The following is a 25,967-nucleotide window of genomic DNA, read 5'->3' on the forward strand; positions in this document are numbered from 1 at the left end:
CCTTAAAAAATATAATACATCATATTGACTTTATTTAAGACGTATTATATCATCTAATCAGACATATTAATAGATGGTTTAGGAGGATATTATGAAAAATGTTTACCGTTTTACCGAGGGGAATGCTTCAATGAAGTCGTTACTTGGAGGTAAAGGCGCAAATTTAGCTGAAATGACACGTCTAGGCTTACCAGTACCTCCCGGTTTCACTGTTACAACTGAGGCTTGTATGTCATTTTTAGAAACTGGTAGCTATCAAAAAACACTTCAAACCGAGATCGAACAGGCAATTAGAGATTTAGAGTTGGCAACTGGTAAGGCTTTTAATTCATCCACCCATTTATTATTAGTATCCGTTCGCAGCGGTGCTCAGTTTTCAATGCCGGGAATGATGGATACTATTTTAAATCTTGGCTTGAATGATCAAAACGTGAAAGCACTAGCTAAGCTGACAAATAATGATACATTTGCTTATGATTGTTATCGTCGACTACTACAGATGTTTGGTGATGTTGTTTTTTCGATTCCGAAGTCACAATTTGATAGCCAAATCGCAAAGCATGAGCTGAATTTCGATAAAAATGTAAGCGATTTCTCTAAAAGAGAGTTTGAGATTCTAATTCAATCATTTCATCAAGTTTATCAAATCAATCAGTATACCTTCCCGCAAAATCCGTATCTGCAATTAGAATATGCGATTCAAGCTGTTTTTAATTCGTGGAATAATCATCGAGCAAAGGTCTACCGCAGTCTTAATCAAATTGATGATGCCTTGGGAACGGCGGTTAATATTCAAAGTATGGTCTTTGGGAATAGCGGTCAAACGAGTGGTACTGGTGTTGCCTTTACCCGCAATCCGAGTACAGGAGAAAATAAATTATTCGGTGAATTTTTAATTAATGCTCAAGGTGAGGATGTTGTTGCAGGCTTAAGAACCCCACAACCGCTTGAAAGCATTCGGACTATTTTACCTGAAGCTTTTGATGAATTCCAAAAAATAGCGCATTTACTTGAAGGTCATTATCGAGACATGCAGGATTTAGAATTTACAATTGAGCAGGGTAAGCTATATATTCTACAGACTCGAAATGGCAAGCGTTCAGCCAAGGCTGCATTGAAAATTGCGGTTGACTTAGTCACTGAAAAAATTTCTACTAAAGAAGCGGCGATTTTAAAAATGAGGGCCGAGGATATTAATCAACTTTTGCATCCTATTTTTGTTGAATCAGAATTAAAAAAAGCGACTCTTTTGGCTAGTGGCTTACCAGCTAGTCCTGGGGCTGCTGTTGGGAAAATTGTCTTTACTGCAGAACGTGCAAAGGAGCTAGTCGCTTTTGGTGAAAAGGTGGTTTTGGTAAGGCGAGAAACTTCACCAGAGGATATTGAGGGTCTGCTTGCAGCAGAAGCAATCGTGACAACGTATGGCGGGATGACCTCACATGCTGCTGTTGTGGCACGTGGTATGGGAACCTGCTGTGTCACTGGTTGTGAAGCAGCAAAAATAGAAGAAGCTCAAAAAATTGTAAGAATCAATAATCAACTATTGACTGAGGGCGATATTATTTCGGTTGATGGCACGACGGGGCGGATTTATATTGGTGAAATTGAAACTGAGCTATCAAAGCTTGATGAAAATTTTCAAAGCTTGATGCAGTGGTGTGATGCGATTGCCAAGGTTAAGGTCTATGCGAATGCTGAAACAATTTTGGATTTGCGAACTGCACTTGATTTTGGTGCGCAGGGTGTGGGATTAGCTAGAACTGAGCATATGTTTTTTGGGGTAGAACGATTGCGGGCAATGCGGCAATGGATTTTAACAGAACAAAAATCAGAAGCCTTGGCGCAGTTAATTTCATTTCAAACGGTTGATTTTTATCAAATGTTTAAGCTGACTAAAGATAAACCGATGATTATTCGACTGTTAGATCCCCCAATGCATGAGTTTTTACCACATGGTAATCGAGAGATACAAAAGGTAGCAAAAGAGCTGTCGTTGACAGTAGTAGAGGTTGAACAAAGTCTGGCAGCATTAGCTGAGGTCAATCCAATGCTTGGGCATCGTGGTGTTCGGATTGGCGTGACAGCACCTGATATTTATCAGATGCAGGTGACGGCAATTATTAAAAGTGCAATTAAGCATTGGCGTGAAGGGCTTAGAATAACGCCTAAAATTATGATTCCCTTAATTGCGGAAGCCTCTGAATTAATATTGGTGAAGCAACAGCTGATTGAGCAAATTCAAACAATATTTCAAGCTGAGTCGATTGAAATTCCATATGAGATTGGCACAATGATTGAGCTACCGCGGGCTTGTCTAGTTGCTAATGACTTAGCGGAAAATGCCGATTTTTTCAGCTTTGGCACGAATGATTTAACGCAGATGACCTATGGCTTTTCTCGCGATGATATTGGTAAATTTATTGGAGATTATCAGGAAAAAGGGTTGCTTGTGAATGACCCATTTCAAGTTTTAGATATTGATGGGGTTGGTCAGCTAGTTGAGATGGCAGTGCAAAAGGGGCGTTCAGTTAAGCCAAATCTTTCAATCGGTGTTTGTGGGGAGGTTGGCGGTAATCCACCATCAATTGCTTTTTTCCAAAAAATCGGTGTGAATTATGTTTCCTGTTCGCCATATCGTGTACCAATCGCTAGATTGACTGTTGCCAAAGAGGCAATTCATCGACTTTCTTAATATTCATTCTTTATAAAAAATTCTTTTAGAGATATAATATGTATTATAATTATAATAGAATAGATTATTGATGATTTAAGACATATTATTTAAAGATATAGTATTAAAGAAGGAGTGACCTATGGATTTTTCTGATCGTCAGAAGCGAATTATTGAAATCGTTAAGGAAAGCGAGCCAATTAGTGGCGATAATATTGCGGCAAAGCTTGGCTTAACCAAACCAACCTTAAGAAATGATTTATCGATTTTGACCATGACCGGTGTTTTAGCTGCGCGTCCCAAAGTTGGTTATATTTATTCGGGACAAAGAGTTGAACCACTTTTATTTGAAAAATTATTCTTAAAAAAAGTCAGTGATTTAATGATTCCGCCTGTTTTGATTCACTCGAATACCATTATCCGTGATGCAATCACAGATTTATTTGTCTATGATGTTGGCTCTTTGTTTGTAGTGGATGAGGAGGGCGATAATTTAGTGGGCGTTTTGTCTCGAAAGGATTTACTGAGAAGTGCCTTAACGAGTGGTCAGCAGGATTATCCGGTAGCTGTGGTAATGACAAGAAAGCCGAATATTTATACGATTACTCCTGATGAATCCATTTTATCAGCTGGTACAATGTTGATGCTACATCAAGTTGACTCGTTACCAGTAGTTAAAACGGGTACGACAGATGAAATTGTTGGCAAAATAACTAAGACAAGGATTATGAATTTCTTAATTCAAGAAGGTAATAAAGTGAGGGAAGATAATGAGTATTAAGCGTGATGATAGCAAATCGCTAACTATTTTTATAATTTCTGATTCAGTCGGTGATACAGCTCAAAAGGTCATAACTGCAGTGTTGGCTCAGTTTCCTAATGTTGAAAATATTGAAATTAAAAAATTTCCATTTATTGACAGTGAGGAAGAATTAACCAAAATTATTCGAGATGCAATTGCTGAAAAGGCTGTCGTCGTGACCACATTAGTAGAGCCTACTTTAACACAGCAGCTGGAGGCATTCTCAAAAAAATATGGTTTCAAATATATCGATTTTATGACACCTTTGATTGAGGCGATTGTAGAAACGACTCATGTTGAGCCTAAACATGAGCCACGAGCACAATATAAATTAAATCAGGGCTATTTTAATCGTGTTGAGGCGATTGAATTTGCAGTTGCTTATGATGATGGTCGTAATCCAAAAGGCTTCATTAAATCAGATTATGTGATACTCGGAACTTCCAGAACCTCGAAAACACCATTAAGTATGTATTTGGCCAATAAATCAATTAAAGTTTCCAATTTACCTTTGATTCCAGAAGTGCCTTTGCCTGCTGAAATTTATGAAGTACCTAAGGAAAAGCTGATTGGCTTGTTATTAAATCCCGAAAAAATCTTAGCGATACGGAAGGCAAGATTAAAATCATTGGGCTTATATGCGGATTCAAACTATTCTAGTATTGAAAGAATTAAGGCTGAAATTGCTTATTCAAAGCAGGTTTATGAGGAATTAGGTGCGAGAGTGATTCAAATTGATGGCATGGCGATTGAAGAAATTGCCCAGCTGATTGAAAATGGCTGATCGCTTATTTTATTAAATAATATAGGTTTGTATTAATATCTATTTACTTGGATACTAATACAAACCCTTTTTATTAATCATTAATTAGATAGACCTTGCTTTCATAAGGTCGTAATGTTTTTCCTAAATCATCTGAATAGTTTGAGATTAAACGTTTTGATGATTCAAAATCAAAATTACAGTAGTCCGTTTCTAGCGTTTCTTCTGTAAAGTTACTGATAACTAATAATTGTTGATTATTAAATTTTCGACGATAAACAAATGTCTTGGAATTGTCAGGATCAATTAATTCGTAGTCGCCATAAACGATGATTGGATATTCTTTTCGTAGTTGGTTAATTTTTTGGTAGTAATAATAAATGGACGTTGGGTTGAACAGTGCTTTTTCGACGTTTATTTTATCGTAGTTTGGATTTACCTCTAGCCATGGTCTGCCGTTAGTAAAACCAGCATTCTGTTGATTATTCCATTGCATCGGTGTTCTGGCGTTATCTCGAGAGGAATGATGGATATATTCTAACATTTCATCGTGAGTTAAGCGTTTTTGTTCAACTACTAAATCTTGATAAGCATTTAATGTATCTAAGTCCTGATAATCCTCTATATTATCAAAAGCAACGTTAGTCATACCTATTTCTTCACCCTGAAAAATATAGGGTGTCCCTTGCATGAAATGAAGTGTGCTTGCTAGCATTTTAGCAGAGCGATTATGATATTCCTCATTATCATTACCAAAACGAGAAACAACTCTTGGGCGATCATGATTATTCCAGTATAAACTATTCCATGCTTCATTATGTAAACCAATTTGCCATTTTGATAAAATCTGTTTTAATTCAACCAAATCGGCACGACGATTGCTCCATTTTCCTAAACCTTCTGTACTGTCATCAATGACAGCATGCTCAAATTGAAAAATCATTTGCAATTCATTAGATTCAAAGCCAGCATATAATTTAGCCTCCTCAATTGTGACACCGGGCGTTTCACCAACGGTTATAATATCAAATTTAGACAATACCTTTTCATTCATCTCTTTTAAATAGTGATGCACTTTTGGACCATTAGCAGCCATTTCCATTGATGAACTGTGATTTTGATAGTTGACATTTGGGTCATTAGGAAATTTTTGATCTTTGGATATAAGATTAATGACATCCATTCTAAAGCCATCTACGCCTTTTTCTAACCACCATGTCATCATTTGATAAATTTCCGCTCTAACTTTTGGATTGTCCCAGTTCAAATCAGGTTGTTTTTTTGAGAAGAGATGTAAATAATATTGCTGAGTTACCGCATCCCATGCCCACGCTGATCCCCCAAAATCAGAAGCCCAGTTGTTTGGTACTTCTCCATTCTTTGCATCTTTCCAAATATAATAATCACGATAGGGATTATCTTTTGCTTTTCTGCTCTCTTTAAACCAAAAATGTTCATCAGAGGTATGGTTGACTACTAAATCCATCATTAATTTTAAGCCTAATCGATGTGCTTCTTTGAGTAGTGTATTAAAATCAGCCATTGTGCCATATTCTGGTTGGATTGCTTGGTAGTCACTAATATCATAACCATTGTCATCATTAGGTGATTGATAAATAGGGCTTAACCAAATCACATCAATGCCTAATGTTTTTAAGTAAGGTAGTCTTTGAATGATTCCTCGGATATCACCAATACCGTCATCGTTACTATCTTGAAAACTTCTGGGATAAACTTGATAAACGATTGCTTCCTGCCACCATTTTTTTTCCATAATTACTCCTTATAAATTGATTTGACAAAATTCTATTTTTTCTTGATTAGGACCCTCAATAATAAAAAATTTAATGCCCTTCTTCCAATAATGTAGCGTTTCAATCCCTTTTGAGACGATAATAAGGTCATTATCAATTGCTTCTTGATAAAGTACTTCAATATCTGTTACGTCTAGTGCAATATGATCGATGGCGCCATTTTTTTCGCTTTTAAACTGAACTTCCCATAGTTCAATTACTAACTGATTTGCTTCAACAAATACGACATTATCACCGTTAAGTTGTTTTTCTTCGTTAATGATTTGAAACCCAATTTGCTCATAAAACGCTATGGATTCTTGAAGTTTTGTTGTTGGGATTCCAAGATGTTGCAATCCTCTGATGTGATTAAGATATTTCATCATTACACCTCCAAATCTATCGAAACACCATAATGATCCGAAATTGTATTCTGTACTTGTCCATTGAATAAAATTTTATAAGTTTTAATTTTTAATGGTTGTGTTGTAAAAATATAATCAATTCTTAATTCTTTATTATTATTTTCCCAGCCATCAATTTTTTTAGAAATGGTATGTTCACCATATTTAGTCTGGGCTTGATGGAAGCTATCATAGAGGGAACTATGTTTGTGAATTAGACTGTACCCTTCATCTAAAATGGAGGCATCATTGTTGAAGTCTCCCATAATAATACTGTTATCATTTTTGGAAATATGACCGTACTTTTGAAAATTAAGCCATTCACTGGTAAATAGTTCCTCGTTTTCAAATTGCCACCAAGAAAAATGAACGGAATAAAACCAAATTTTTTCTTCATGATAGTAAATTGCACCACCAATCTGGCTTCGCCGTCTGACATTAGTGAAGTCTAATTGATTTCGGCAAGTGATGACTTGGGTATCGACGAATGGTTTTTTAGAGATTAAAGCAACACCCTCCTCATAGATTTCAAAACCTGTATGTGAATCAACCCAGATACCATAATAATCGCTGCCAAGTTGTTCTAAAATATTAATCAATAAGTAAGCGAAATTGTCCGATCGTATTGGTATTTTTGAAAGAGACTGGATATTGGATTGATTGGTAATAATTGGTGCTTCAATGAGCTGATTGACCTCTTGTAAGGCAATAATTTCAATATTGGAAGCAATAATTTCTTTTGCAAGCTGGTAAAGTTTTGCAATTTGATTGATTTCTAGCCAGCTATGTGTATTTAGGGTGAGTATTTTCAAAATCTGCTCACTTTCTAGCTAAGTTAAGCACTTGACTACCAAGTTCAACATTTCCAGTATTCACTTCATTTGGTTTCAGTAGATATTGATCGCTATTAGTAATAATAAAGAGGACATCTGTCACTTTTTGAGCTTGTTTGATTTGTTCAAAATTTACTTCGGCAAGCGGTGTTTGACGAGATACTGAATCACCAGCGTTCACTAGAATTGTAAATGGTTCACCTTCTAGCTCAACGGTGTCAATGCCGATATGAATTAATATTTCAGCACCATTGCTAAGCTTGAGCGTAATTGCGTGCTTCGTTGGAAAAATACTGATAATTTCACCATCGCTAGGAGCGTAAATGACATTATCTGAGGGTTCAATTGCAAACCCATCTCCCATCATCTTGGCAGAAAATACGTCGTCAGCCACCTGAGTAATCGGTTTTAGATACCCAGAAATCATTGCATAGATGACTTGTGATTCATTTTGATTGTTTGTTTTTGATTTTTTAAAAACGTTAAACATTGAAAGCCTCCTTTTTCGTAATAAAAAACATCTCGTAATTGACTATACGAAATGTTTTTAAAATATTCATCCTAAAAAAGTGGTTAATTTTTCTCAATAATTATCTTTTGATATTTGAGTGGCGAAATACCTTCATATTTCTTAAAAACACGGTGGAAAGTTTTGCTACTTGAAAAGCCTGATTTTTCAGCAATTGCGGTCATTGGTAATATTTCTTCGGATAAAAGAAACTTCGCTTTGTTGATTCGATATTCGTTTAAAAATTGATGAAAACTGATGCCAATCTGTTTTTTGAAAAATCTTGAGAAATAATGTGGGCTTAAATTTAATATCTTAGCAGCATCTTCAATACGAATATCTTCATGATAATAATTATCTACATAGCCATAAATTTGTTCAATTTTTCCAATCATTTCTTTATTTATTAATGTTGACTTATTTATCTTTTGTGAGGTATGTTTTGCTTTAGGTAATTGACGAGTGACTATTAAAATTAATACAGAGATTGATTGAAGCATTTCTAAATTTTTTAGGGCAATGTTGTTTTCTTCTATTTCATATAAATCTAACATTTGCTGACGACAGTCGTTTTGTAGTGCTTTAGGCCAATGAATACTATGCTTTTCAACATTTTCGAAGGCATTAACGACCTGTATTTTTTCTTGATCTGACAAAAAATGATTAAAAATTGATAAATCAAATTTTAAAGCAATATATTCTGTATGATCAGAATTCATAAAAAAATGAGATAAGCCACGATCAATAATGTAAATTTCTTCTTCGCAGACTTGAATTAAATTCGTTTCAATTCCTAATCGGAGTGTCCCTTCGACAACATATACAATCTCAATTTCGGATGTCCAATAGGGTTGACTCGTCTGTTCTCCAGTTCTATATTGTATTTGTATTTTTTCGTACATGATGAGATCACCTCTTTTATACTTATTATAAGAAGAATTGCTTTGTTTTTCTACATTGCTTTTGTTCTTTGGTATTTTGTTTCATTCGTTGATACTAAAATACTACTTGGGCTAACTTGTTCCAAAAACGACTTAACAAGTTGTAAGCGCTATCTAGGCATGTTATAAATAGATTGTCAAAAAAATTGAAAGAAGGTGTTCTCTGATGATGGAGAAAATACAACGTTTCGGTGGTGCAATGTACACCCCAGTGTTACTATTTTCCTTTGCCGGTGTTGCTGTTGCTTTATCGGTTGTTTTGAATAATGAGTCGCTAGTTGGCAGTATTGCTGCAGAAGGGACTTTGTGGCATAATATCTGGACAATCATTGAAAATGGTGCTTGGACTGTATTTAACCAGATTGAATTACTTTTTGTAATTGGTTTGCCACTTGGACTGGCTAAAAAAGCGAATGGTCGTGCAGCGCTAGAATCATTTGTTATTTATTTAACAGGCACTTATTTTATTAGCAGCATTTTAGAGTTTTATGGCGCTAACTTTGGTGTAGATTTTAATCAAGCAGTCGGTGGCGAATCTGGTCTTAAGCTGATTGGTGGGATTAAAACCCTTGATACAGGTGTTTTAGGGGCAATCGTCTTTGCCTCAATTGCAGTTTGGATTCATAATCAATATTTTGAGAAAAAATTACCCGATTGGCTTGGCGTTTTTCAAGGATCAACCTTTGTTTACATTATTGGTTTTTTGATAATGTTGCCAGTCGCTTTATTAACTTGTCTAATCTGGCCAAAGGTTCAACTAGGAATTAGCTCAACGCAAGGCTTTTTAGTATCATCTGGTGTCTTTGGCGTCGGTTTATATGCATTCTTAGAACGTGTTTTAATTCCTACTGGCTTGCATCACTTTGTCTATACGCCATTTTTATATGGTCCTGCTGTTGTGGAAAATGGGATTGCAAAGTATTGGATGGAACACCTGAGTGAATATGCAAATAGCACTAAACCACTAAAAGAATTATTCCCAGAAGGCGGCTTTTCACTTAATGGTAATTCTAAAATTTTCGCCTCAATTGGTATTTCGCTATCGTTTATTGCGACAGCTAAACCAGAACGTCGAAAAAAAGTGATGACAATTATTATACCAGTTGCGCTTACGGCAATGTTAATTGGTGTGACCGAACCGCTTGATTTTACCTTTTTATTTATCGCACCACCATTATTTATTGTGCACGCCATTTTAACAGGATTAATGGCGGCAACAATGTATATTTTTGGTGTCGTTGGTGATATGAATAGTGGTTTGATTGATATGCTGACTAGAAATTGGTTACCTTTAGGTGCAAATCATTGGCAAACTTATTTGATCCAAATTTTAATTGGTTTGATTTTCGTAGGTATATACTTTGTTATATTTAGATTTTTGATTATCAAATTTGATTTTGAAACACCGGGTCGTGAAAAAGACACAGCTGAAGAAATTAAATTATATTCTAAGAAGGATTACAAGGCTAAAAACAGTAAAACGCAGACAGATAACAAAGGTCAGGCCGAGGAAGATCCATATTCAAAAAGAGCAAAAATCTTTTTAGATGCCTTTGGGGGTGCTGAAAATATTGATAAAGTAAATAATTGTGCGACTCGCTTAAGAATCACGGTGGTGAATGAAAGCAAGGTGGCGCCAGATAAGGAGTTTTTATCAGGTGGTGCACATGGCGTAGTCAGAAAAGGCAATGCTTTTCAAGTAATTGTTGGTATGGATGTGCCTCAGGTTAGAGAACACTTTGAACAATTAATTGATGAGAAATGAAGTATTCTTAGCATAGATTTTATTGATATAATAGAAACATAAGTAAAAAAATAAAATTTATAGCTAGGAGTTTTGAATGGATTTACTAGATATTGTTAATAGCAGTCAAAATGAGTTTAGCGAAACAGAGACAGATATTATTACTTTTATGATTGAAAATCAGGCAGCTGTTGAAGGTATGACGATTAGTGATGTTGCTCTAGCTACTCATGTATCAAAATCTTCAGTAATTCGTTTAACAAAAAAATTAGGTTTTTCTGGCTATTCTGAATTGAAATTTTTTATCAAATCTTCTAAAGTGAGGCCCGAAGAGAATCTCTATGATGTATTGGAAAATCAAAATCGAGATTTAGAGAATACAATGAAATATTTAAGGCAACTAGATTTCATGCCGATATTAAAGTTAATTGGCGATGCAAATATTGTTTATTGTTATGGTACAGGTTATGCACAAAAGAATGCTGCCAATGAATTTTCAAAAAGTTTGCTTGGATGTAATGTTAAATCGATGGTCTTACCCGCAAAAACAGAATTTGATGTTAGTATGTCGGCTTTTAGTCGAGATGATTTAGTAATTTTCTTATCTTTAAGTGGTGAAACGGCAGAGATAAAAGAAGATTTGAAGATTTTAAAATTACGACAAATTCCATTTATTGCAATTACGGAATTTTCACAAAACTATATGTCAACATTGGCTAATTATAGTCTGCATTATCATGTTACACCGATGAATATCAAAGGTAGAAATCGCCAGTTACATTCATTTATTACATTAAATTTATTATTAGACACCTTAGTCAGACAATTTATTATTAACATGGATTCAATAATCTAAGAGGAGGTTAATTTTGACGCAATTAATGCATAAAATTGGTATTAAACGGTTATTAATTGGCTACTGGATTATTAGCGCTTTATTAATTTTTTTCTATAGTTATTTGACAACTGTTTTAACGCAGACTGATTTTCAGGTTCTTTTAGGTCAACCGATGTTCGCGCTAAGCTTTTTTACGGGTTGCTTTTCTATGCTGCAAAGCTATTTTATAGAGCATTTGAAAGGGAGACAGCAACGTATCTATCTAAAAGTAGCGCTGATACAACAGGCAATTTCTTTTAATTTGTTCGGTTTTATTTTGATTATTTTAGTACTAAAAAGAGCGCAATTTAAAGATAATGATTTAATAAATAATTTATTGCTGTATAGTGGATTATTAATGTTATTCATATCAATTTTAATAGCCATATTATTAATTTTTTAGTTAAATTACTAACCCTCACATAACTAATATGCGAGGGTTAGTGTTTTATTTCAAGGTCAATTTAACCACGGCTTCTGTTCTAGCGGTGTGAGGGAACATATCAACGGATTGGATATACTCAACTTGATAGACTTTTACTAATTCAACTAGGTCTCTAGCGAGTGTTGAAATATTGCAAGAAATGTAAACCATTTTTTTCGGTGGTTGTTTGATAATGGTTGCCAATAGCTTACGATCAATACCTGTTCTTGGTGGATCAACAATCAGACCTGTCGCCTTAAAACCAGCCTCTTCCCATTTAGGAATGATAGCTTCTGCTGTCCCTGTTTCGTAATGCGCATTATTGATTCCTAAATTTTTGGCATTAATTTTAGCATCATCAATTGCTTGAGGTATTGTGTCCATTCCTCTAACTTCTTTAACCTTTTTAGCTAATGAGAGACCAATTGTCCCGACACCACAATAGGCATCGATAATTTTATCTTCTAAATTTAAGGTCATTGCATCCAATGCTTCTTGATAAAGTCGATTCATCTGCTCAGGATTGAGCTGCAAAAAAGCTTGTGGTGATAGCTCAAAGCGTTGCTTGAGAACGCCTTCTTGGATTGTCCGCTTGCCCCAAAGATGATGGTTTGTTTCACCGTAAACCTTAGAGGTTTGCTTTTTTTGGATATTTTGGTCAATGGTTACAATTTCAGGATGAGCTTGTACTAAAGCGGCTTTTAAAGCATTAAATTTTGGAAATTCCTTTCGGGTTGTCACGAAAATAAGTTGAATTTCTTTTGTAAGTGCACTTTCTCGAACCATAACAGTCTTAAGCAAGCCAGTTCTTTTTCGTTCATCGTAAGCTGAAATTTTAAATTGATTTAATAGCTTGACACAGGTATTGATGATTGCCTGTGTTGGTTTGCTTTGAACATAGCAGCTTTTGATATTGATGAGATGATGTGAATTAATTGCGTATAGGCCGGCTTCAATTTTTCCAGTTTTGATATTTTGTCGGATTTGAAATTGTAGCTTGTTCCGATAGTGCATTGGCTCCTTTTGCCCGATTGTTGCCCTAACCGGAAATTTTTCAAAGCCCTTAGGTTTGAATTTTCGTAAGGCCTGAAAAACGAGGTCGGTTTTATATTTAAGCTGTTGGTCGTAATCGAGATGCATCAGTTGACAGCCACCACACATCTCATAGATATGACATGGTGGTGTTACCCTATGAGGACTCTTTTTAGTTAGCTTTACTAATTGCCCGATAGAAAAATTTCGTTCATTGCGAATAATTTTAATGGTCGCTTCTTCCAGTGGTAAGACATCCTCAACAAAGATGAGTCTTCCCTTATAGTTGGCAATTCCTTCACCGTTAATACCAAGCCGCTTGATTTTAATTTTTAGTTTTTGATTGATTGATAATTGAATCATATTATGCTCCACTATTTTCGACGTTCATCTATAATCATATCAAAATATTGACGCTCGTGATAGAATAATAAAAGCTTTTTAAATCTGGTGAATGGAGTGAAATAACAATGTTACGTAAGGTTACTGAAATTAAGCGTTTGAAAAAGAATTATCGTATCAGCTTTGATAATAATGAAACTTTACTTATCTCGGAGAATACCTTAACTGAGTTTTTGATTACTAAAGACAAATTGATTTCAGATGATTTATTCAACGAAATCATAGCCTATCAAAGCTTGGATGAGGGCAAAAGAGTAGCGCTAACAGCTTTAAACTACCGCGCTTATTCTATACATGAGATGAAGGAAAAACTAAGGCTGAAGGAAATTGATGAATCAAAAATACCATTAGTTATTGATTTTCTAAAAAAGAATCATTTATTAAATGATACTGATTATGCACAAAACATTGTTGAAAGTATGGTCGCGGCTAAGAAAAAAGGTAGACAGGCTGTTATTTTTAAATTAAAGCAAAAGGGCATTCATCCTGATGTTATTGAATTGGCGATTGAAGCCTATTCAGATGAGCAAGAGCTCTTGGCGGCTATGAATGTTGCTGAAAGGCTTGAAAGTCGGTATTATCGTGAATCAAAACGTGCTCAAGAGCAAAAGATTACGGAAAATTTGCTACGTAATGGCTTCAGCTACGATTTGGCAGCTAAGGCAGTTTCGTTGTTGGAAATAGAAAGCTCTGAGGATGAAGAATATGAAAACTTAATTGCCAAAGGGACACCTGTTTGGCGTCGAGTATCAAGGCAGTATGAGGGCTGGGAGCGTAAAAATCGTGTTTTTCGTAACTTAGCAGGTAAAGGCTTTGATTTTGATTTGGTAAATCATTTTATTGAAGAAATGGAAAAAGAAGAAAATGAGTCAATTTAGTCAATTATTATTAAGCTGGTATCAAAGCAACCAACGCAATTTACCTTGGCGTGTTGATAAGAATCCCTATTATATCTGGATATCCGAGATTATGCTACAGCAAACACAGGTTGTAACTGTTATTCCGTACTTTTTAAATTTTATTCAATCCTTTCCGACGATTGCTGATTTAGCACATTCTGATGAAAATAAATTAATGAAGGCATGGGAAGGTTTAGGCTATTATTCTCGTGCACGTAATTTAAGAGTTGCAGCGAACCAAATTGAGTCGGATTTTGATGGAAAAATGCCGACAACCAAGGAAGAATTACTATCTTTAAAAGGAATTGGACCTTATACGGCGAGTGCGATTGCAAGTATTGCCTTTAATGAGGTGACACCAGCAATTGACGGCAATGCTTTTCGTGTTTTTTCGAGAGTGAGAACTGAAGCTAGTGATATTGGAGAAAGCAAATCAAGAGTAATTTTTGAAGAAATAGGTCGTCAGCTCATTTCAGAGAAGCATCCGGGAGATTTTAATCAAGCAATCATGGATTTGGGTTCTCAAATTTGTACGCCCAAGGCACCGGAATGCGAAGCTTGCCCAGTCAATACCATTTGTCTGGCCTTTAAATCAAAGACCCAGCTTGATTTTCCTAAAAAAGCTAAGAAGATAAAGAAAAAGGATATTTATTTAATAGCTGATTTACTGATTAATGATGAAAATCAACTACTATTTGAACAGCGAGCTGACGCTGGTGTTTTAAAAAATATGTGGCTTTTTCCAATGCGTGAGGTTGATCAAGCAGAATATTTAGAGCTAGAAAAACGCGCAATTGCTAAGGTTAAGCATGTTTTTACTCATTTAAACTGGCATATTTTGCTGATTCCTGAGCTTTCGTTTAGAATTGCTGAAGCAACAAAATTAACAAGAAAATGGCTCTCTTTGAAAGAATTAGACAATTACCCAATACCAACAGTTCAGTATAAATTAATTGATAAGATTCCAAAAACATTTTTACGATAGTGAATAATCTGTGGGAAAGTCAAATAGTAGTCTTGAAATCAGAAAATTAGCATGAAAGAATTACAATTCGTAGGCTGGCATTAATTTTTATGTTACAATAGCAGAGGATTTACTATTATGTGTTGAGTTGTTAAGAGAAAGCTGGTCCTTTATGAATAATATTCCAAAAGAGGGAGAGGCTGTCACAATTCAAAGCTATAAACATGACGGACATTTACATAGAATTTGGCGCGATACTCTAGTTTTAAAGACGAGTGAACACTCAATTGTTGGGGTAAACGACCATACTTTGGTTACAGAAGCAGACGGTAGAAGGTGGGTAACCAGAGAGCCAGCGATTGTTTTTTTTCACAAGAAATTCTGGTTTAATATTATTGCGATGATTAGAGATAACGGTGTTTCATATTATTGTAATCTGGCTTCACCTTTTTTGATTGACTCTGAAGCTTTAAAATATATTGATTACGATTTAGACATCAAGGTTTTTCCAGATGGAGAGAAGAAATTGTTAGATGTTGAAGAGTATGAATTCCACAAACGAAAGATGCACTATTCGCCTGAAATTGATTATATTTTAAAGGAGAATGTCAAAATTTTAGTGGAATGGATTAATCAAAAAAAAGGGCCGTTTTCCCCGGAATATGTCAAAATATGGATAAAGCGCTACGATGAATTAACAGGAAAAAATGTCAGTGACAGCTTAAAAATCGACTAATCAATTTGATAGTCGATTTTTTTGATTATTAATTATTATTAGATTTCAATCATTGGTATCTGTACCTGATCCATTTCATCAATAAAGCTTTCAGGTCGGTTATTTTTGGTAGTGATTTCAATTTGAAAGCCTAATTTATCTTGAAATAGTAGGTGCTGCTTATTGATTTCTATAATTTCACCATCAACATGCTTATGATTAATTATGAAATCTAAATTCTGCGTAATATGAATACGATTTGTTTTATGTGTAAGTGGATGAGTGATTTCAAATTTGCCGTTATAAATGGTTTGAAATTTCTTTAAGGGCTGTTTCTTTTTTTGAATGAGATGTGTTGCGACACTTGTTGCAACGGTTGTACCAAATAATAGCTTTAAAAATTTAATCATTATGCCCTCCTGTATCTTTCATAGGCATATTTTAGCATGAAAAGGCTTGTTAAAGGGAGGGAATAAGAAAATGTTAAGGATTTGATATGAAAAATTCATGATTGTAATAGTACTTGCGACGATTTTAAACATCATTTTTCTTATTTTACGCAGTTATAAAGATTTGATAAAATTAGCAAATGTTTCGCCTGCTTCTTTTAAGCTATTTTTATTGATATAAATATATGACAAAATATCAGTATTGACAGATTAACACCCACACCTCGTTTAATTACGAGTTTTTTTCGTTAAGCCCCGTTTAAGCTTTCCGCTATATTATTAACTCATCCCAAATAATTAATCTTTTTCATAAACTCCTACCACTGTCAGAGATGATGGTGGTTTTTTTTATTGTATTAAAAAATAATATATTACATTATTTATAAATAAGTGATAAAATAATTAATAATAATTAAAAGAATAGATTTTTTTGATTTTTGAAAAATATTCATTTTTAGCGACAAATCAACGCAATGGAGTTAGATGAAAACCTCGACAAATAAGAAAATGTTAAGGGGTTGATATGAAAAGTTCCCGATGGTAATAGTATCTGATGATGAGTTAAAATGTTGAAAATTTAAATTTGTCTTATTGTTATTTTTTTTGTGTTAATTTTTGTATTGATATAATCTAATTTACTTTTTATCTTTATAAAATAGACAAAATTAGAGGAGTCATCGCTATGACACATTGAAAGACATCTTTTGATATTTTTTAACCAAAGATTTTACTAGTAAAAAAAGAAAAACAAATTGAATTTTTAAAAGAACATGAAAATGAAATAACAGAATTCATTATAAAAAGCGAAAAAGGATATGATTCCTCGGAGATTGATAATATCAAATATGATTGGAATGGTCTAACATCGGGAGCAGGAATGGCATTTCAAGAGCAATTATTATCTGTTAAAGTTAAAATCTATGATAAAAAAGGAGAGATAACAAGTTATCCCAAAGCTGGTACTAACCTCCTCGATGGGCTTGAGGTTAATGGCAATGCGAAAGCGGGTGCTGTTTATCTTCAAACGGATTAAACATTACATGATGAACCTGTCATGTCAACATATAATCAGCCTCAAATCAATGGTTTTTTTTTGATAAACACCCTTCTATTTAGAAGCGGTGTTTTTATTTGATTTTATAGCTAGGAAGATATGTGCCTGATGTTTAGACTTTTGAGTGTAATTAATTTTAGGAAATAACGATTCTTTTTGTTGAATTACTGCCTTTATAAGATATAGCATGGTAAAATGAATAAAGGCTTATTTGCTGTATAGAGGATAAAAATATAATGAGGTGACGGTTATGATAAAGCTTGGCATCATTGGTACAGGATGGATTACGCAACAATTTATTAACGCTTGCATTGAAAGTGGTGATTATCAGCTTCATAGTGTTTTTTCACGTAAACTAGCAACCGCAAAGCAGTTTGCTGAAAATAATAATGGGAAAATAAAGATATTCGATGATTTAAAACAATTTCTAGCAGACTCAAATTTGGAGGTGATTTATATTGCATCTCCTAATAGCCTGCATTTTTCACAAGCTATGCAGGCGTTGCGTGCAGGTAAGCACGTAATTGTGGAAAAATCGGCCTTTTCTACGCCAGAAGAAATGGCAGAAATTATTGAATTAGCTGAAAAAAACCAACTATTATATTTTGAAGCAGCACGCAATCTACATGAAACGAGCTTTGAACAGGTCAAGCGCTTTATCGAAGGGCGAACGATTATTGGTGCTAATTTTACCTATGCGAAATATTCATCAAAAATGCCTCAATATTTGGCGGGTGAGGTGCCTAATATCTTTAATCCAAAGTTTTCAACCGGTGCACTAGCGGATTTGGGAGTCTATTTATTGTATGCAGCAATTGGTTGGTTTGGCAAGCCTCAATCAAGTAAATATTTTCCGACCATGATATCGACGGGTGTTGATATTTCGGGTACTGGTCTTCTTTTTTATGAAGGCTTTAATGTAATAGTTAACACAGGTAAGAACATAAATAGTCATTTAAAATCTGAAATTTATTTCACTGATGGTACTTTAGAATTGGATGGTGTCAACGCTATTTCAAGTGCTGTTTTTAAGGATCTGAATGGTTTGGAAACAGTTTTACCTGTTGAGGTTAAGCTAAATCCGATGATAGAAGAGGCAAGTCATTTTGCCGAAGTAATTAAAAATCAAAGCAGTAATAACATTGAAAAGTATCTTGAATGGCAGGAATTATCAAGAGATGTCAATCAAATTTTAACGGATATGAGACATTTTGCTGGTGTTATTTTTGCCGCAGATCACCAAGAATAGATTGGAAAATAATGACAATTAGAGAAAAATTACCTAAAAAGTGGCAAGCTAAAGTAGAACAGCTTGATATGAATGAGTTTACGGCAATTCAAACTCGAAGCTTTGACACCTTGCTTAAAAATTTTAATTTGCTGATGGTTTCTCCGACTGGAACAGGGAAAACGCTAGCTTATTTACTGCCGTTGCTGCTTAAAGTTCAAAAGGCTCAAGGCAATCAATTATTGATTTTGGCGCCTACTGCTGAGTTAGCAGTTCAGATTCATGAGGTTGTGAAAGAGTGGTCAGCGGATTTAGATTTAAAAAGTAATGTAATTATTGGCGGTGCGAGCTTAAAGCGTCAGATGGAACGGCTGAAGAAGGCGCCTGAGGTGATCGTTGGTACACCGGGGCGATTATTGGAGTTGATTAAGGCTAAAAAGATTAAGCTTGCAAAGATTGAAACGATTGTTTTAGATGAGGTTGATCAGCTGTTTGAGCCTGAGCAATTTAAATTAGTTAATCGATTGATTAGATATGCACCAAAAAAATATCAATTAGTTGCAGTCAGCGCTACTGCAGAAAGGATTGAGGCTCAGTTTTCAGAACTAACAGAGGGGCATTTTGAACGATTGATTGTTGACGCTCAGCCCTCTGTTGTTGATTATCTTAAAATTTCGGTTGAGAAAAGAAAAAAGGTTGAATTGCTAGGTAAAATTGCTAATGTACCCGAAATGCAGGCTTTAGTTTTCTTTAATCAGCTAAATGATTTAGGGGCGGTTGAAGAAAAATTGATTTATCAAGGTGTACCCGTTGCGAGCTTAGCAAGCGATGTCAATAAAAACTATCGAAAGGTCATCCTAGACAAATTTAAGAATGGTGAGCTAACTTATCTTTTGGTGACAGATATTCTTGCTCGTGGCATCGATATTAACCAACTACCCTTTGTGATTAATTTTGATTTACCGATGAATCAAGAAAGCTTTATTCATCGAAGTGGGCGTGTTGGTAGAATGGGTAATCATGGTACCGTTTTGACTTTGGTGCAACAAGCTGATGAAAAGTGGCTTAAAAAATTTAAAGTTGATTTTACAGAGGTTACTTTAAAAGGGTTACAATTTATAGAAAAGAGTTAAAGCAATGCTAAATTAACTGGATCACTGGTGGTGGCTATTTATTGGTTGCCACCATTTTTACGTATTGTTATTTTATTACATTATTTATTTTTGATAAAGTGATTTCATTCTCATTAGCCATTTAATATTAAATAATGTTATAATGTTAACGTTATGTGTTGACCTCGTAGCTCATCAGGATAGAGCGACCGCCTCCTAAGCGGTAGGTAGCTAGTTCGAGTCTAGTCGGGGTCATAATATTTTAATTAATGGGAGGTGACTGCTATGACATTTCAGATATTGACAGATACGACAAGTGATTTACCGTTTTCATATTTACGAGATAAGGATGTTGAAGTGCTCGGAATGATTGTTACGATTGATGAGCAACAGTATGATACGGCAAAAGAAGGGGCGCTGACGCCAGAATTGCTGCTGTCCTTTTTAGATCAAGGTAAAATGCCAACCACTTCTCAAATTAATGTTGCTGAGTTTGAAAAGGCTTTTAGGCGATATGCTGAAAAAGGCGATGAACTTTTGTATCTGTGCTTTTCTTCGGGATTATCAGGTACATACCAAAGCGCGATCATTGCTAAAGAAATGATTTTAGAAGAATTTCCAGAGGCTCAAATTAATATTATTGATACGCTTGCTGCTGCTGCTGGTGAGGGCTTATTAGTTGATTTGGCAGTTCAAATGCGAGATCAGGGCATGGAAATTTATGATGTAATTGAGAAATTAGAGTATTTTATCCCGCGTTTACGTTCCTGGGTTTTAGCGGATGATTTGTACCATTTAATGCGTGGCGGTCGTGTTTCAAAAACTTCTGCGATTTTTGGCACACTTGCTAATATTAAACCAATTATCTATGTGACTGAAGCGGGTAAATTAGAAGCTGTGGCTAAGGTTAGAGGGCAAAAGAAAGGCTTAACCTATCTTTATGAAGAAACTGTGAAAGATTTATATCATCCCGAAGCCCAAACCATCTGGATTGGACACTCTGGCATTAAGGCTGTCGCTGAAGAAATGAAGGCGAGAATTTTGAAGTCGACTGATGTGCAAGCGGTCAATATTGTACCACTTGGTCCAACGATCGCCTCTCATACTGGAAAAGGTACTCTAGCCGTTTTTTCACTGGGTCAAACAGCTAGATAAAAGAACCATTGATGAGCAGGAAATAAAATATGTTGAACGTTATTATTAAATTTTTTAATTTAAAAGCAAAAAGGCATTAAGGTTTACGACCCTAGTGCCTTTTTAAAACTGTTTTATTGAACTGAATAGTTTGGTGCTTCTTTAGTGATTTGTACATCATGTGGATGACTTTCCTTTAGTCCTGCACCGCTCATTTCAATGAATTGTGCATTCTCAACAAGGTCTATCAGATTAGCAGCGCCAACATAGCCCATTCCGGCTCTTAAGCCACCAATTAATTGGAAAACAATGTCTCCAACTGAACCTTTGTAAGCAACCCGACCTTCAATGCCTTCAGGCACAAGCTTATTGGCTTCATTCACGGCACCTTGGAAGTAACGGTCAGAAGAGCCTTGCTTCATTGCACCAAGGGACCCCATGCCACGATAGGTTTTAAAGCGACGACCCTGATAAATTTCAAATTCACCGGGTGATTCATCGGTACCTGCAAGCATTGAACCAAGCATTACGGCATTACCACCTGCTGCTAACGCCTTAACGATATCGCCTGAATATTGGATACCACCGTCAGCAATAATTTTCTTGCCATATTCACGGGCCACACTTGCGGCATCATAAATCGCAGTTATTTGTGGCACACCAACTCCGGCAACAACACGTGTTGTGCAAATTGAACCAGGGCCAATACCAACCTTAACTACATCCACGCCAGCATCGTAAAGTGCGCGAGCGCCATCAGCTGTGGCGATATTGCCTGCAATTAAAGTCTGTTCAGGGAATTTTTCGCGAATTTCTTCGATTTTGCGTAAAACACCGGCGGAATGTCCATGAGCTGTATCAATAACAATTGCATCAGCACCTGCTTCAAACAACGCTGCAGCTCTTTCGAAGGTATCGCTAGTTACGCCAACTGCAGCAGCAACTAAAAGTCGTCCGTGTGCATCTTTTGCGGCATGTGGAAATTCAATTACTTTTTCGATATCTTTAATTGTAATCAGACCTGAAAGCCGACCATTTTCATCAACAAGTGGCAGCTTTTCGATTTTATGCTGCTGTAAAATACTTTCCGCATCCTTTAAAGAGGTGCCAACTGGTGCAGTCACTAAATTGTCGCTTGTCATAACATCTTTAATGTCAATTGAGTAATCTGTTACAAAGCGCAAATCACGGTTGGTCAAAATGCCTACTAATGTCCGATTTTCCATTGTTTCAACGATTGGCACACCGCTAATACGATATTTTGCCATTAAATTTTCTGCATCACTAACCTTGTGAGTTGGTGTTAGGAAAAATGGATCTAGGATAACGCCTGATTCACTACGCTTCACTTTTCTAACTTCATCAGCTTGAGCGACGATGCTCATATTTTTATGAATTACGCCAAGTCCGCCTTGACGCGCCATTGCAATTGCCATTTTATGATCAGTGACAGTATCCATTGAAGCAGAAATCATTGGAATATTTAAAGTGATATTGGGAGCTAGTTCCACTTTCATATCGACATCGTTTGGTAAGACGGCGCTCGCTGCGGGAATCAGTAAGACATCATCGAAGGTATAACCCTTTTTTAAAAATTTTGTTTCAAAGTTTGACATAGATTTTTCCTTTCCATAGCTGAGCTTCGGTAGTTTTTTATTATCATAAAAGCTGTTGTGCTAAATGTCAATACTCAAATGCTGATAAACCGCCATTTAATTAGGTTTATGATTTTCATAAAATATATATTTAATGTATAAAAAAAACTTCTTTTAGTCGCTGTGATTGCATTTTTAAAGTGACAGATATTTTTCGTAAAATATATATTATAAAAACAAGAAATGAATTTGAGATTAATTTATCTATTTCATACCTAATTTAGCAGGGCTTTGCTATAATAAGACTAGTTTTTAAATACGAACATAAAAAACGGTTTATTCTTAAAGTAGAAAAGGAGATTAAATGAAAATCGGTTTTATTGGACACGGGAATATGGGCGCAGCGATTATTAAGGGTTTAATTGATAATAATGTATTGCCGAAAGAAAATATTTTCGTTTCAGGGCATACCTTGGAGGGGACAGAAGCTTTTGCCTCCCAAAATCAGATTACGGCGATTTTTCCAAATGAGGATTTGGTTAAGGCTGTAGACGTGATTATCTTAGCTGTTAAGCCTCATGTTGTACATGATATTATACGTGAAATAAGAGATGAGCTTACGGAAAGTGAAACGCTATTAGTTTCGATTGCTGCTGGTAAAACAATTTCTGAACTTGAGCGGGCAGTTAAAACCTCACAGCAAGCGATTATCCGAGTAATGCCAAATGTAAATGCCATTGTCGGCGCCTCTGTTACTGGTATTACCACTAACCAATCGACGACTCCTGCACAGCTAGAGATGGCGACTAAGATTTTTGAGAGTATCGGTAGTGTGTATAATTTAAGCGAAGAAAGCTTTTCAATCTTTACTGCATTGGCTGGTAGTGCGCCAGCATTTGCCTATTTGTTTATAGACGGTTTGGCTAGAAGTGCGGTTAAACACGGCCTACCTAAACCATTAGCTACTCAGATTGCGACTGAAATGGTATTAGGTAGTGCCAAGCTAGTTGCTCAGTCGGATGATAATCCTTGGGGATTGATTGACAAGGTATCTTCACCGGGTGGTACAACGATTGAGGGTGTATTATCTTTAGAAGCTGATGGTTTTGTTGGCGTAATCAGTCGAGCGATAGATGCAACCTATGAAAAAGATCAAAAATTTGCAAGGTTCAAGGAGAATCAAGAATAAAGATGAAGAAAAATCTGGGAATACTAGGATTAATAACATTAATTGCGATTGTTTTATCGTTATTTATAATGCCTAAGGTATCAGAGGCTGAAACAAATGGCGATTTCCGTGTTGGGATGGAAGCGGGCTATCCGCCTTTCAATTGGACTCAAGAAAATAATAGCAATGGTGCAGTAAAGATTGAAGGCAGTAATCAATATGCTAATGGCTATGATGTTCAGGTCGCTAAGAATATTGCCAAAAAATTAAACAAAAATCTAATTATCGTTAAAACCAAATGGGATGGACTTGTGCCAGCTCTGACCTCGGGCAAGATTGATGCGATTATTGCTGGAATGAGCCCAACCGAAGAACGTAAGCAGACGATTGATTTTTCGGATAATTATTATACTTCGCATTTAGTGATTGTTACTAATAAGGAGGGTAAATATGCGGATGCAAAGAGCTTAGAGGATTTTAAAAATGCTAAAATTACCGCACAGCAGGGGACCTTCCATTACACTGTAATTGATCAAATTCCAGATGTGGATAAGCAAATGGCAAGTACTGATTTCTCAGCAATGCGTGTTGCTTTGCAGTCAGGTGTGATTGACGGTTATATTGCAGAACGACCTGAAGGCGTAACTGCTGAACGAGCTAATCCTAGCTTTAAAATGATTGAATTTGCGGATGGTAAAGGTTTCAAGACGTCAAGTGATGACACGGCTGTCGCAATTGGTATGCGAAAAGGTAATGAAGATATTAATGTTGTCAATGAATATTTAGCAACCTTTTCTGAGGCAGATCAGACGGCTTTAATGAATAAAGCAATTGATTGGCAGCCATCAGAAGAGAAATCAAGTGGCTTTTGGGCGCAGACAATTTCAATCGCCAAGAGTAACGGTGGTCAGTTTTTAAAGGCTGCTGGCATGACGCTATTTATTTCAATGATTGGTACGGTTGTCGGTACGTGTATCGGTCTATTAATTGGTGTGTTTAGAACAACACCTAAAGCAAGTAATGCTATTTTATATGGCTTGCAACGATTGCTAGGCTGGGTTTTAAATATTTACATTGAAGTCTTTCGTGGCACACCAATGATTGTGCAAGCGATGGTTTTATACTATGGCGCAGCGCAGGCATTTGGAATTAATATGGATCGGACGTTTGCTGCGCTACTCATTGTTTCAATTAATACGGGTGCATATATGTCTGAAATTGTACGCGGTGGTATTTTTGCGGTGGATAAGGGGCAATTTGAGGCTGCGCAAGCGATTGGAATGAATCATGGGCAAACGATGCGTAAAATTATTTTGCCACAGGTCTTGAGAAATATCCTGCCAGCAACAGGTAATGAATTTGTAATTAATATTAAAGATACCTCCGTATTAAATGTTATTTCTGTCGCCGAGCTTTACTTCCAAGGGAACACAGTTGCTCAACAAAATTACTTATATTTCCAAACATTTACAATTATTTGCGTTATTTATTTTGTTTTAACCTTTACGGTTACACGAATTCTTCGCTTGGTGGAACGTAAAATGGATGGTCCAAGTAGCTATGATATTGAAAAAGTGAGTGAGGTGGCTAAATAATGACTGAAAATATTATTTTAGAAATCAATCACCTAAAAAAGACCTTTGGTCAAAATGAAGTCTTAAAAGACATTCAAATGACAATTAATAAAGGTGAAGTTATCTCAATCATTGGCTCATCAGGCTCTGGAAAATCGACTTTACTGCGATCAATTAATCTTTTAGAGATTCCTACAGCAGGTGAAATCATCTTTAAGGGTGAGACAGTTTTAGAAAAAGGGTATAATTTACCTAAATATCGTACTCATCTTGGTATGGTGTTTCAAAGCTTCAATTTGTTCAATAATTTAAATGTACTGGATAATGTAACGACAGGGCAGGTTACGGTTTTAAAACGTAGTAAAGCTGAAGCCGAAAAAATTGCGAAAGCAAACCTTGAAAAAGTTGGTATGGCTGAGTTTATTAAGGCGAAACCAAGTCAATTGTCAGGTGGTCAGAAGCAGCGGGTGGCAATTGCTCGTGCCTTATCAATGGACCCAGATGTTTTACTTTTTGATGAGCCGACCTCGGCCCTTGATCCGGAAATGGTTGGTGAAGTTCTAAAAACGATGAATGATTTAGCCAAATCAGGTCTAACGATGGTAATTGTGACTCACGAAATGGATTTTGCTAAAGAAGTCTCTGATAGAGTGATATTTATGGATAATGGTGTGATTGCAGAACAAGGCACACCAGAAGCTCTGTTTGAAAACCCAAAAGAAGAACGAACAAAAGCATTTCTAAAAAGATTTATTAAATAAGCATTCCAAGCATCAGCTAAAGTTAAAAGCTGGTGCTTTTTGCTGTAATTTTCCGCGAATTAGGTATTGTTTTTGCATATAGTTAGAAAAGTAGACTAGCATTATTTGTATCCGTTTTCC

The 25,967-nt window shown here is 35.7% G+C and carries 24 protein-coding genes and 1 tRNA gene; 17 read left to right on the forward strand and 8 right to left on the reverse strand.

Features of this window, described 5'->3' with window-relative positions; genetic code table 11:
• The first annotated feature begins 88 nt into the window (after window positions 1-88).
• From ppdK to HOY35_RS09880, 3 genes are all read left to right on the forward strand, one after another.
• Complete coding sequence (gene ppdK / locus HOY35_RS09870) at window positions 89-2,692, forward strand: pyruvate, phosphate dikinase (RefSeq protein ID WP_172213344.1); 2,604 nt, start codon at window positions 89-91, stop codon at window positions 2,690-2,692.
• 121 nt (window positions 2,693-2,813) lie between these two features.
• The gene (locus tag HOY35_RS09875; RefSeq protein WP_172213191.1) at window positions 2,814-3,452 is read left to right on the forward strand and encodes a helix-turn-helix transcriptional regulator; all 639 of its coding nucleotides are present in this window, start codon (window positions 2,814-2,816) and stop codon (window positions 3,450-3,452) included.
• Window positions 3,442-4,257, forward strand: coding sequence for a pyruvate, water dikinase regulatory protein (locus tag HOY35_RS09880; RefSeq protein ID WP_172213193.1), 816 nt, complete (start codon window positions 3,442-3,444; stop codon window positions 4,255-4,257). The genes HOY35_RS09875 and HOY35_RS09880 overlap by 11 nt, the downstream gene beginning before the upstream one ends.
• A 73-nt stretch (window positions 4,258-4,330) precedes the next feature.
• On the opposite strand, the gene HOY35_RS09885 is transcribed toward HOY35_RS09880, so the two are convergent.
• The 5 genes from HOY35_RS09885 to HOY35_RS09905 all read right to left on the reverse strand — a co-directional run bounded on the left by HOY35_RS09885 (window position 4,331) and on the right by HOY35_RS09905 (window position 8,676).
• On the reverse strand, window positions 4,331-6,010 hold the full coding sequence (locus HOY35_RS09885; RefSeq protein WP_172213195.1) for an alpha-glucosidase: 1,680 nt from the start codon (window positions 6,008-6,010) through the stop codon (window positions 4,331-4,333).
• 9 nt (window positions 6,011-6,019) lie between these two features.
• Window positions 6,020-6,415, reverse strand: coding sequence for a VOC family protein (locus HOY35_RS09890; RefSeq protein ID WP_172213196.1), 396 nt, complete (start codon window positions 6,413-6,415; stop codon window positions 6,020-6,022).
• A complete protein-coding gene (locus tag HOY35_RS09895; protein ID WP_172213198.1) occupies window positions 6,415-7,245 on the reverse strand; it encodes an endonuclease/exonuclease/phosphatase family protein in 831 nt (276 codons plus the stop codon). The genes HOY35_RS09890 and HOY35_RS09895 overlap by 1 nt, the downstream gene beginning before the upstream one ends.
• 7 nt (window positions 7,246-7,252) lie before the next feature.
• Window positions 7,253-7,756, reverse strand: coding sequence for a PTS glucose transporter subunit IIA (locus tag HOY35_RS09900; RefSeq protein WP_172213200.1), 504 nt, complete (start codon window positions 7,754-7,756; stop codon window positions 7,253-7,255).
• Between the two features lie 83 nt (window positions 7,757-7,839).
• Window positions 7,840-8,676: a helix-turn-helix domain-containing protein gene (locus HOY35_RS09905; RefSeq protein ID WP_172213202.1), complete on the reverse strand. Its 837-nt coding sequence runs from the start codon at window positions 8,674-8,676 to the stop codon at window positions 7,840-7,842.
• 205 nt (window positions 8,677-8,881) lie between these two features.
• Between HOY35_RS09905 and HOY35_RS09910 the strand changes: the two genes are divergently transcribed.
• The 3 genes from HOY35_RS09910 to HOY35_RS09920 all read left to right on the forward strand — a co-directional run bounded on the left by HOY35_RS09910 (window position 8,882) and on the right by HOY35_RS09920 (window position 11,739).
• The gene (locus HOY35_RS09910; protein ID WP_172213204.1) at window positions 8,882-10,480 is read left to right on the forward strand and encodes an alpha-glucoside-specific PTS transporter subunit IIBC; all 1,599 of its coding nucleotides are present in this window, start codon (window positions 8,882-8,884) and stop codon (window positions 10,478-10,480) included.
• A gap of 76 nt (window positions 10,481-10,556) precedes the next feature.
• Window positions 10,557-11,315, forward strand: coding sequence for a MurR/RpiR family transcriptional regulator (locus HOY35_RS09915; RefSeq protein WP_172213206.1), 759 nt, complete (start codon window positions 10,557-10,559; stop codon window positions 11,313-11,315).
• Between the two features lie 13 nt (window positions 11,316-11,328).
• On the forward strand, window positions 11,329-11,739 hold the full coding sequence (locus HOY35_RS09920) for a hypothetical protein (RefSeq protein WP_172213207.1): 411 nt from the start codon (window positions 11,329-11,331) through the stop codon (window positions 11,737-11,739).
• A 45-nt stretch (window positions 11,740-11,784) separates the two neighbouring features.
• Here HOY35_RS09920 and rlmD read toward each other — a convergent pair whose 3' ends face one another.
• Window positions 11,785-13,155, reverse strand: a complete 1,371-nt coding sequence (gene rlmD, locus HOY35_RS09925; RefSeq protein ID WP_172213209.1) for a 23S rRNA (uracil(1939)-C(5))-methyltransferase RlmD — start codon at window positions 13,153-13,155, stop codon at window positions 11,785-11,787.
• Between the two features lie 107 nt (window positions 13,156-13,262).
• Between rlmD and HOY35_RS09930 the strand changes: the two genes are divergently transcribed.
• The 3 genes from HOY35_RS09930 (at window position 13,263) to HOY35_RS09940 (ending at window position 15,793) form a co-directional block, all read left to right on the forward strand.
• Window positions 13,263-14,072, forward strand: a complete 810-nt coding sequence (locus tag HOY35_RS09930) for a RecX family transcriptional regulator (RefSeq protein ID WP_172213211.1) — start codon at window positions 13,263-13,265, stop codon at window positions 14,070-14,072.
• On the forward strand, window positions 14,059-15,078 hold the full coding sequence (gene mutY, locus HOY35_RS09935) for an A/G-specific adenine glycosylase (RefSeq protein WP_172213213.1): 1,020 nt from the start codon (window positions 14,059-14,061) through the stop codon (window positions 15,076-15,078). Before HOY35_RS09930 ends, mutY begins: the two co-directional genes overlap by 14 nt.
• Before the next feature lie 151 nt (window positions 15,079-15,229).
• A complete protein-coding gene (locus HOY35_RS09940) occupies window positions 15,230-15,793 on the forward strand; it encodes a DUF402 domain-containing protein (protein ID WP_172213215.1) in 564 nt (187 codons plus the stop codon).
• Window positions 15,794-15,831: 38 nt separating this feature from the next.
• Here the strand turns inward: HOY35_RS09940 and HOY35_RS09945 are convergent, their stop codons facing one another.
• Window positions 15,832-16,182, reverse strand: coding sequence for a DUF4828 domain-containing protein (locus HOY35_RS09945; RefSeq protein WP_172213217.1), 351 nt, complete (start codon window positions 16,180-16,182; stop codon window positions 15,832-15,834).
• A 916-nt stretch (window positions 16,183-17,098) separates the two neighbouring features.
• On the opposite strand from HOY35_RS09945, the gene HOY35_RS09950 reads away from it, so the two are divergent.
• From HOY35_RS09950 to HOY35_RS09970, 5 genes are all read left to right on the forward strand, one after another.
• On the forward strand, window positions 17,099-17,254 hold the full coding sequence (locus tag HOY35_RS09950; protein WP_172213219.1) for a hypothetical protein: 156 nt from the start codon (window positions 17,099-17,101) through the stop codon (window positions 17,252-17,254).
• A 271-nt stretch (window positions 17,255-17,525) separates the two neighbouring features.
• Complete coding sequence (locus HOY35_RS09955) at window positions 17,526-18,524, forward strand: Gfo/Idh/MocA family protein (protein WP_172213221.1); 999 nt, start codon at window positions 17,526-17,528, stop codon at window positions 18,522-18,524.
• Window positions 18,525-18,541: 17 nt separating this feature from the next.
• On the forward strand, window positions 18,542-19,636 hold the full coding sequence (locus HOY35_RS09960; protein WP_349627505.1) for a DEAD/DEAH box helicase: 1,095 nt from the start codon (window positions 18,542-18,544) through the stop codon (window positions 19,634-19,636).
• A 160-nt stretch (window positions 19,637-19,796) separates the two neighbouring features.
• A tRNA-Arg gene (locus HOY35_RS09965) sits at window positions 19,797-19,870 on the forward strand.
• Between the two features lie 30 nt (window positions 19,871-19,900).
• Entirely contained in the window at window positions 19,901-20,770 is an 870-nt protein-coding gene (locus HOY35_RS09970) for a DegV family protein (RefSeq protein WP_172213225.1), read from the forward strand.
• Between the two features lie 113 nt (window positions 20,771-20,883).
• Here the strand turns inward: HOY35_RS09970 and guaB are convergent, their stop codons facing one another.
• Window positions 20,884-22,365: an IMP dehydrogenase gene (gene guaB, locus HOY35_RS09975; RefSeq protein WP_172213227.1), complete on the reverse strand. Its 1,482-nt coding sequence runs from the start codon at window positions 22,363-22,365 to the stop codon at window positions 20,884-20,886.
• Between the two features lie 343 nt (window positions 22,366-22,708).
• Between guaB and proC the strand changes: the two genes are divergently transcribed.
• Genes proC through HOY35_RS09990 form a run of 3 tightly spaced genes read left to right on the forward strand, consistent with a single transcriptional unit; the run spans window position 22,709 to window position 25,847 of the window.
• Entirely contained in the window at window positions 22,709-23,533 is an 825-nt protein-coding gene (gene proC / locus HOY35_RS09980; protein WP_172213228.1) for a pyrroline-5-carboxylate reductase, read from the forward strand.
• A gap of 2 nt (window positions 23,534-23,535) precedes the next feature.
• On the forward strand, window positions 23,536-25,107 hold the full coding sequence (locus tag HOY35_RS09985; RefSeq protein ID WP_172213229.1) for an ABC transporter permease subunit: 1,572 nt from the start codon (window positions 23,536-23,538) through the stop codon (window positions 25,105-25,107).
• Window positions 25,107-25,847: an amino acid ABC transporter ATP-binding protein gene (locus HOY35_RS09990; RefSeq protein WP_172213231.1), complete on the forward strand. Its 741-nt coding sequence runs from the start codon at window positions 25,107-25,109 to the stop codon at window positions 25,845-25,847. The genes HOY35_RS09985 and HOY35_RS09990 overlap by 1 nt, the downstream gene beginning before the upstream one ends.
• Window positions 25,848-25,967: the final 120 nt, after the last annotated feature.

The sequence above is a fragment of the Enterococcus sp. MMGLQ5-1 genome, assembly GCF_013155265.1.
GTDB lineage: Bacteria > Bacillota > Bacilli > Lactobacillales > Streptococcaceae > MMGLQ5-1.

Excerpts from the sequence above, each read along its gene's own strand:
- HOY35_RS09885 (WP_172213195.1), bottom strand. The coding sequence starts at position 6,010 with ATGGAAAAAAAATGGTGGCAGGAAGCAATCGTTTATCAAGTTTATCCC.
- HOY35_RS09985 (WP_172213229.1), top strand. The coding sequence starts at position 23,536 with ATGAAGAAAAATCTGGGAATACTAGGATTAATAACATTAATTGCGATT.
- proC (WP_172213228.1), top strand. The coding sequence starts at position 22,709 with ATGAAAATCGGTTTTATTGGACACGGGAATATGGGCGCAGCGATTATT.
- HOY35_RS09945 (WP_172213217.1), bottom strand. The coding sequence starts at position 16,182 with ATGATTAAATTTTTAAAGCTATTATTTGGTACAACCGTTGCAACAAGT.
- HOY35_RS09905 (WP_172213202.1), bottom strand. The coding sequence starts at position 8,676 with ATGTACGAAAAAATACAAATACAATATAGAACTGGAGAACAGACGAGT.
- guaB (WP_172213227.1), bottom strand. The coding sequence starts at position 22,365 with ATGTCAAACTTTGAAACAAAATTTTTAAAAAAGGGTTATACCTTCGAT.
- HOY35_RS09950 (WP_172213219.1), top strand. The coding sequence starts at position 17,099 with ATGGCATTTCAAGAGCAATTATTATCTGTTAAAGTTAAAATCTATGAT.
- HOY35_RS09940 (WP_172213215.1), top strand. The coding sequence starts at position 15,230 with ATGAATAATATTCCAAAAGAGGGAGAGGCTGTCACAATTCAAAGCTAT.
- HOY35_RS09990 (WP_172213231.1), top strand. The coding sequence starts at position 25,107 with ATGACTGAAAATATTATTTTAGAAATCAATCACCTAAAAAAGACCTTT.
- rlmD (WP_172213209.1), bottom strand. The coding sequence starts at position 13,155 with ATGATTCAATTATCAATCAATCAAAAACTAAAAATTAAAATCAAGCGG.
- HOY35_RS09900 (WP_172213200.1), bottom strand. The coding sequence starts at position 7,756 with ATGTTTAACGTTTTTAAAAAATCAAAAACAAACAATCAAAATGAATCA.
- HOY35_RS09875 (WP_172213191.1), top strand. The coding sequence starts at position 2,814 with ATGGATTTTTCTGATCGTCAGAAGCGAATTATTGAAATCGTTAAGGAA.
- mutY (WP_172213213.1), top strand. The coding sequence starts at position 14,059 with ATGAGTCAATTTAGTCAATTATTATTAAGCTGGTATCAAAGCAACCAA.
- HOY35_RS09910 (WP_172213204.1), top strand. The coding sequence starts at position 8,882 with ATGATGGAGAAAATACAACGTTTCGGTGGTGCAATGTACACCCCAGTG.
- HOY35_RS09915 (WP_172213206.1), top strand. The coding sequence starts at position 10,557 with ATGGATTTACTAGATATTGTTAATAGCAGTCAAAATGAGTTTAGCGAA.
- HOY35_RS09955 (WP_172213221.1), top strand. The coding sequence starts at position 17,526 with ATGATAAAGCTTGGCATCATTGGTACAGGATGGATTACGCAACAATTT.
- HOY35_RS09930 (WP_172213211.1), top strand. The coding sequence starts at position 13,263 with ATGTTACGTAAGGTTACTGAAATTAAGCGTTTGAAAAAGAATTATCGT.
- HOY35_RS09880 (WP_172213193.1), top strand. The coding sequence starts at position 3,442 with ATGAGTATTAAGCGTGATGATAGCAAATCGCTAACTATTTTTATAATT.
- HOY35_RS09970 (WP_172213225.1), top strand. The coding sequence starts at position 19,901 with ATGACATTTCAGATATTGACAGATACGACAAGTGATTTACCGTTTTCA.
- HOY35_RS09890 (WP_172213196.1), bottom strand. The coding sequence starts at position 6,415 with ATGATGAAATATCTTAATCACATCAGAGGATTGCAACATCTTGGAATC.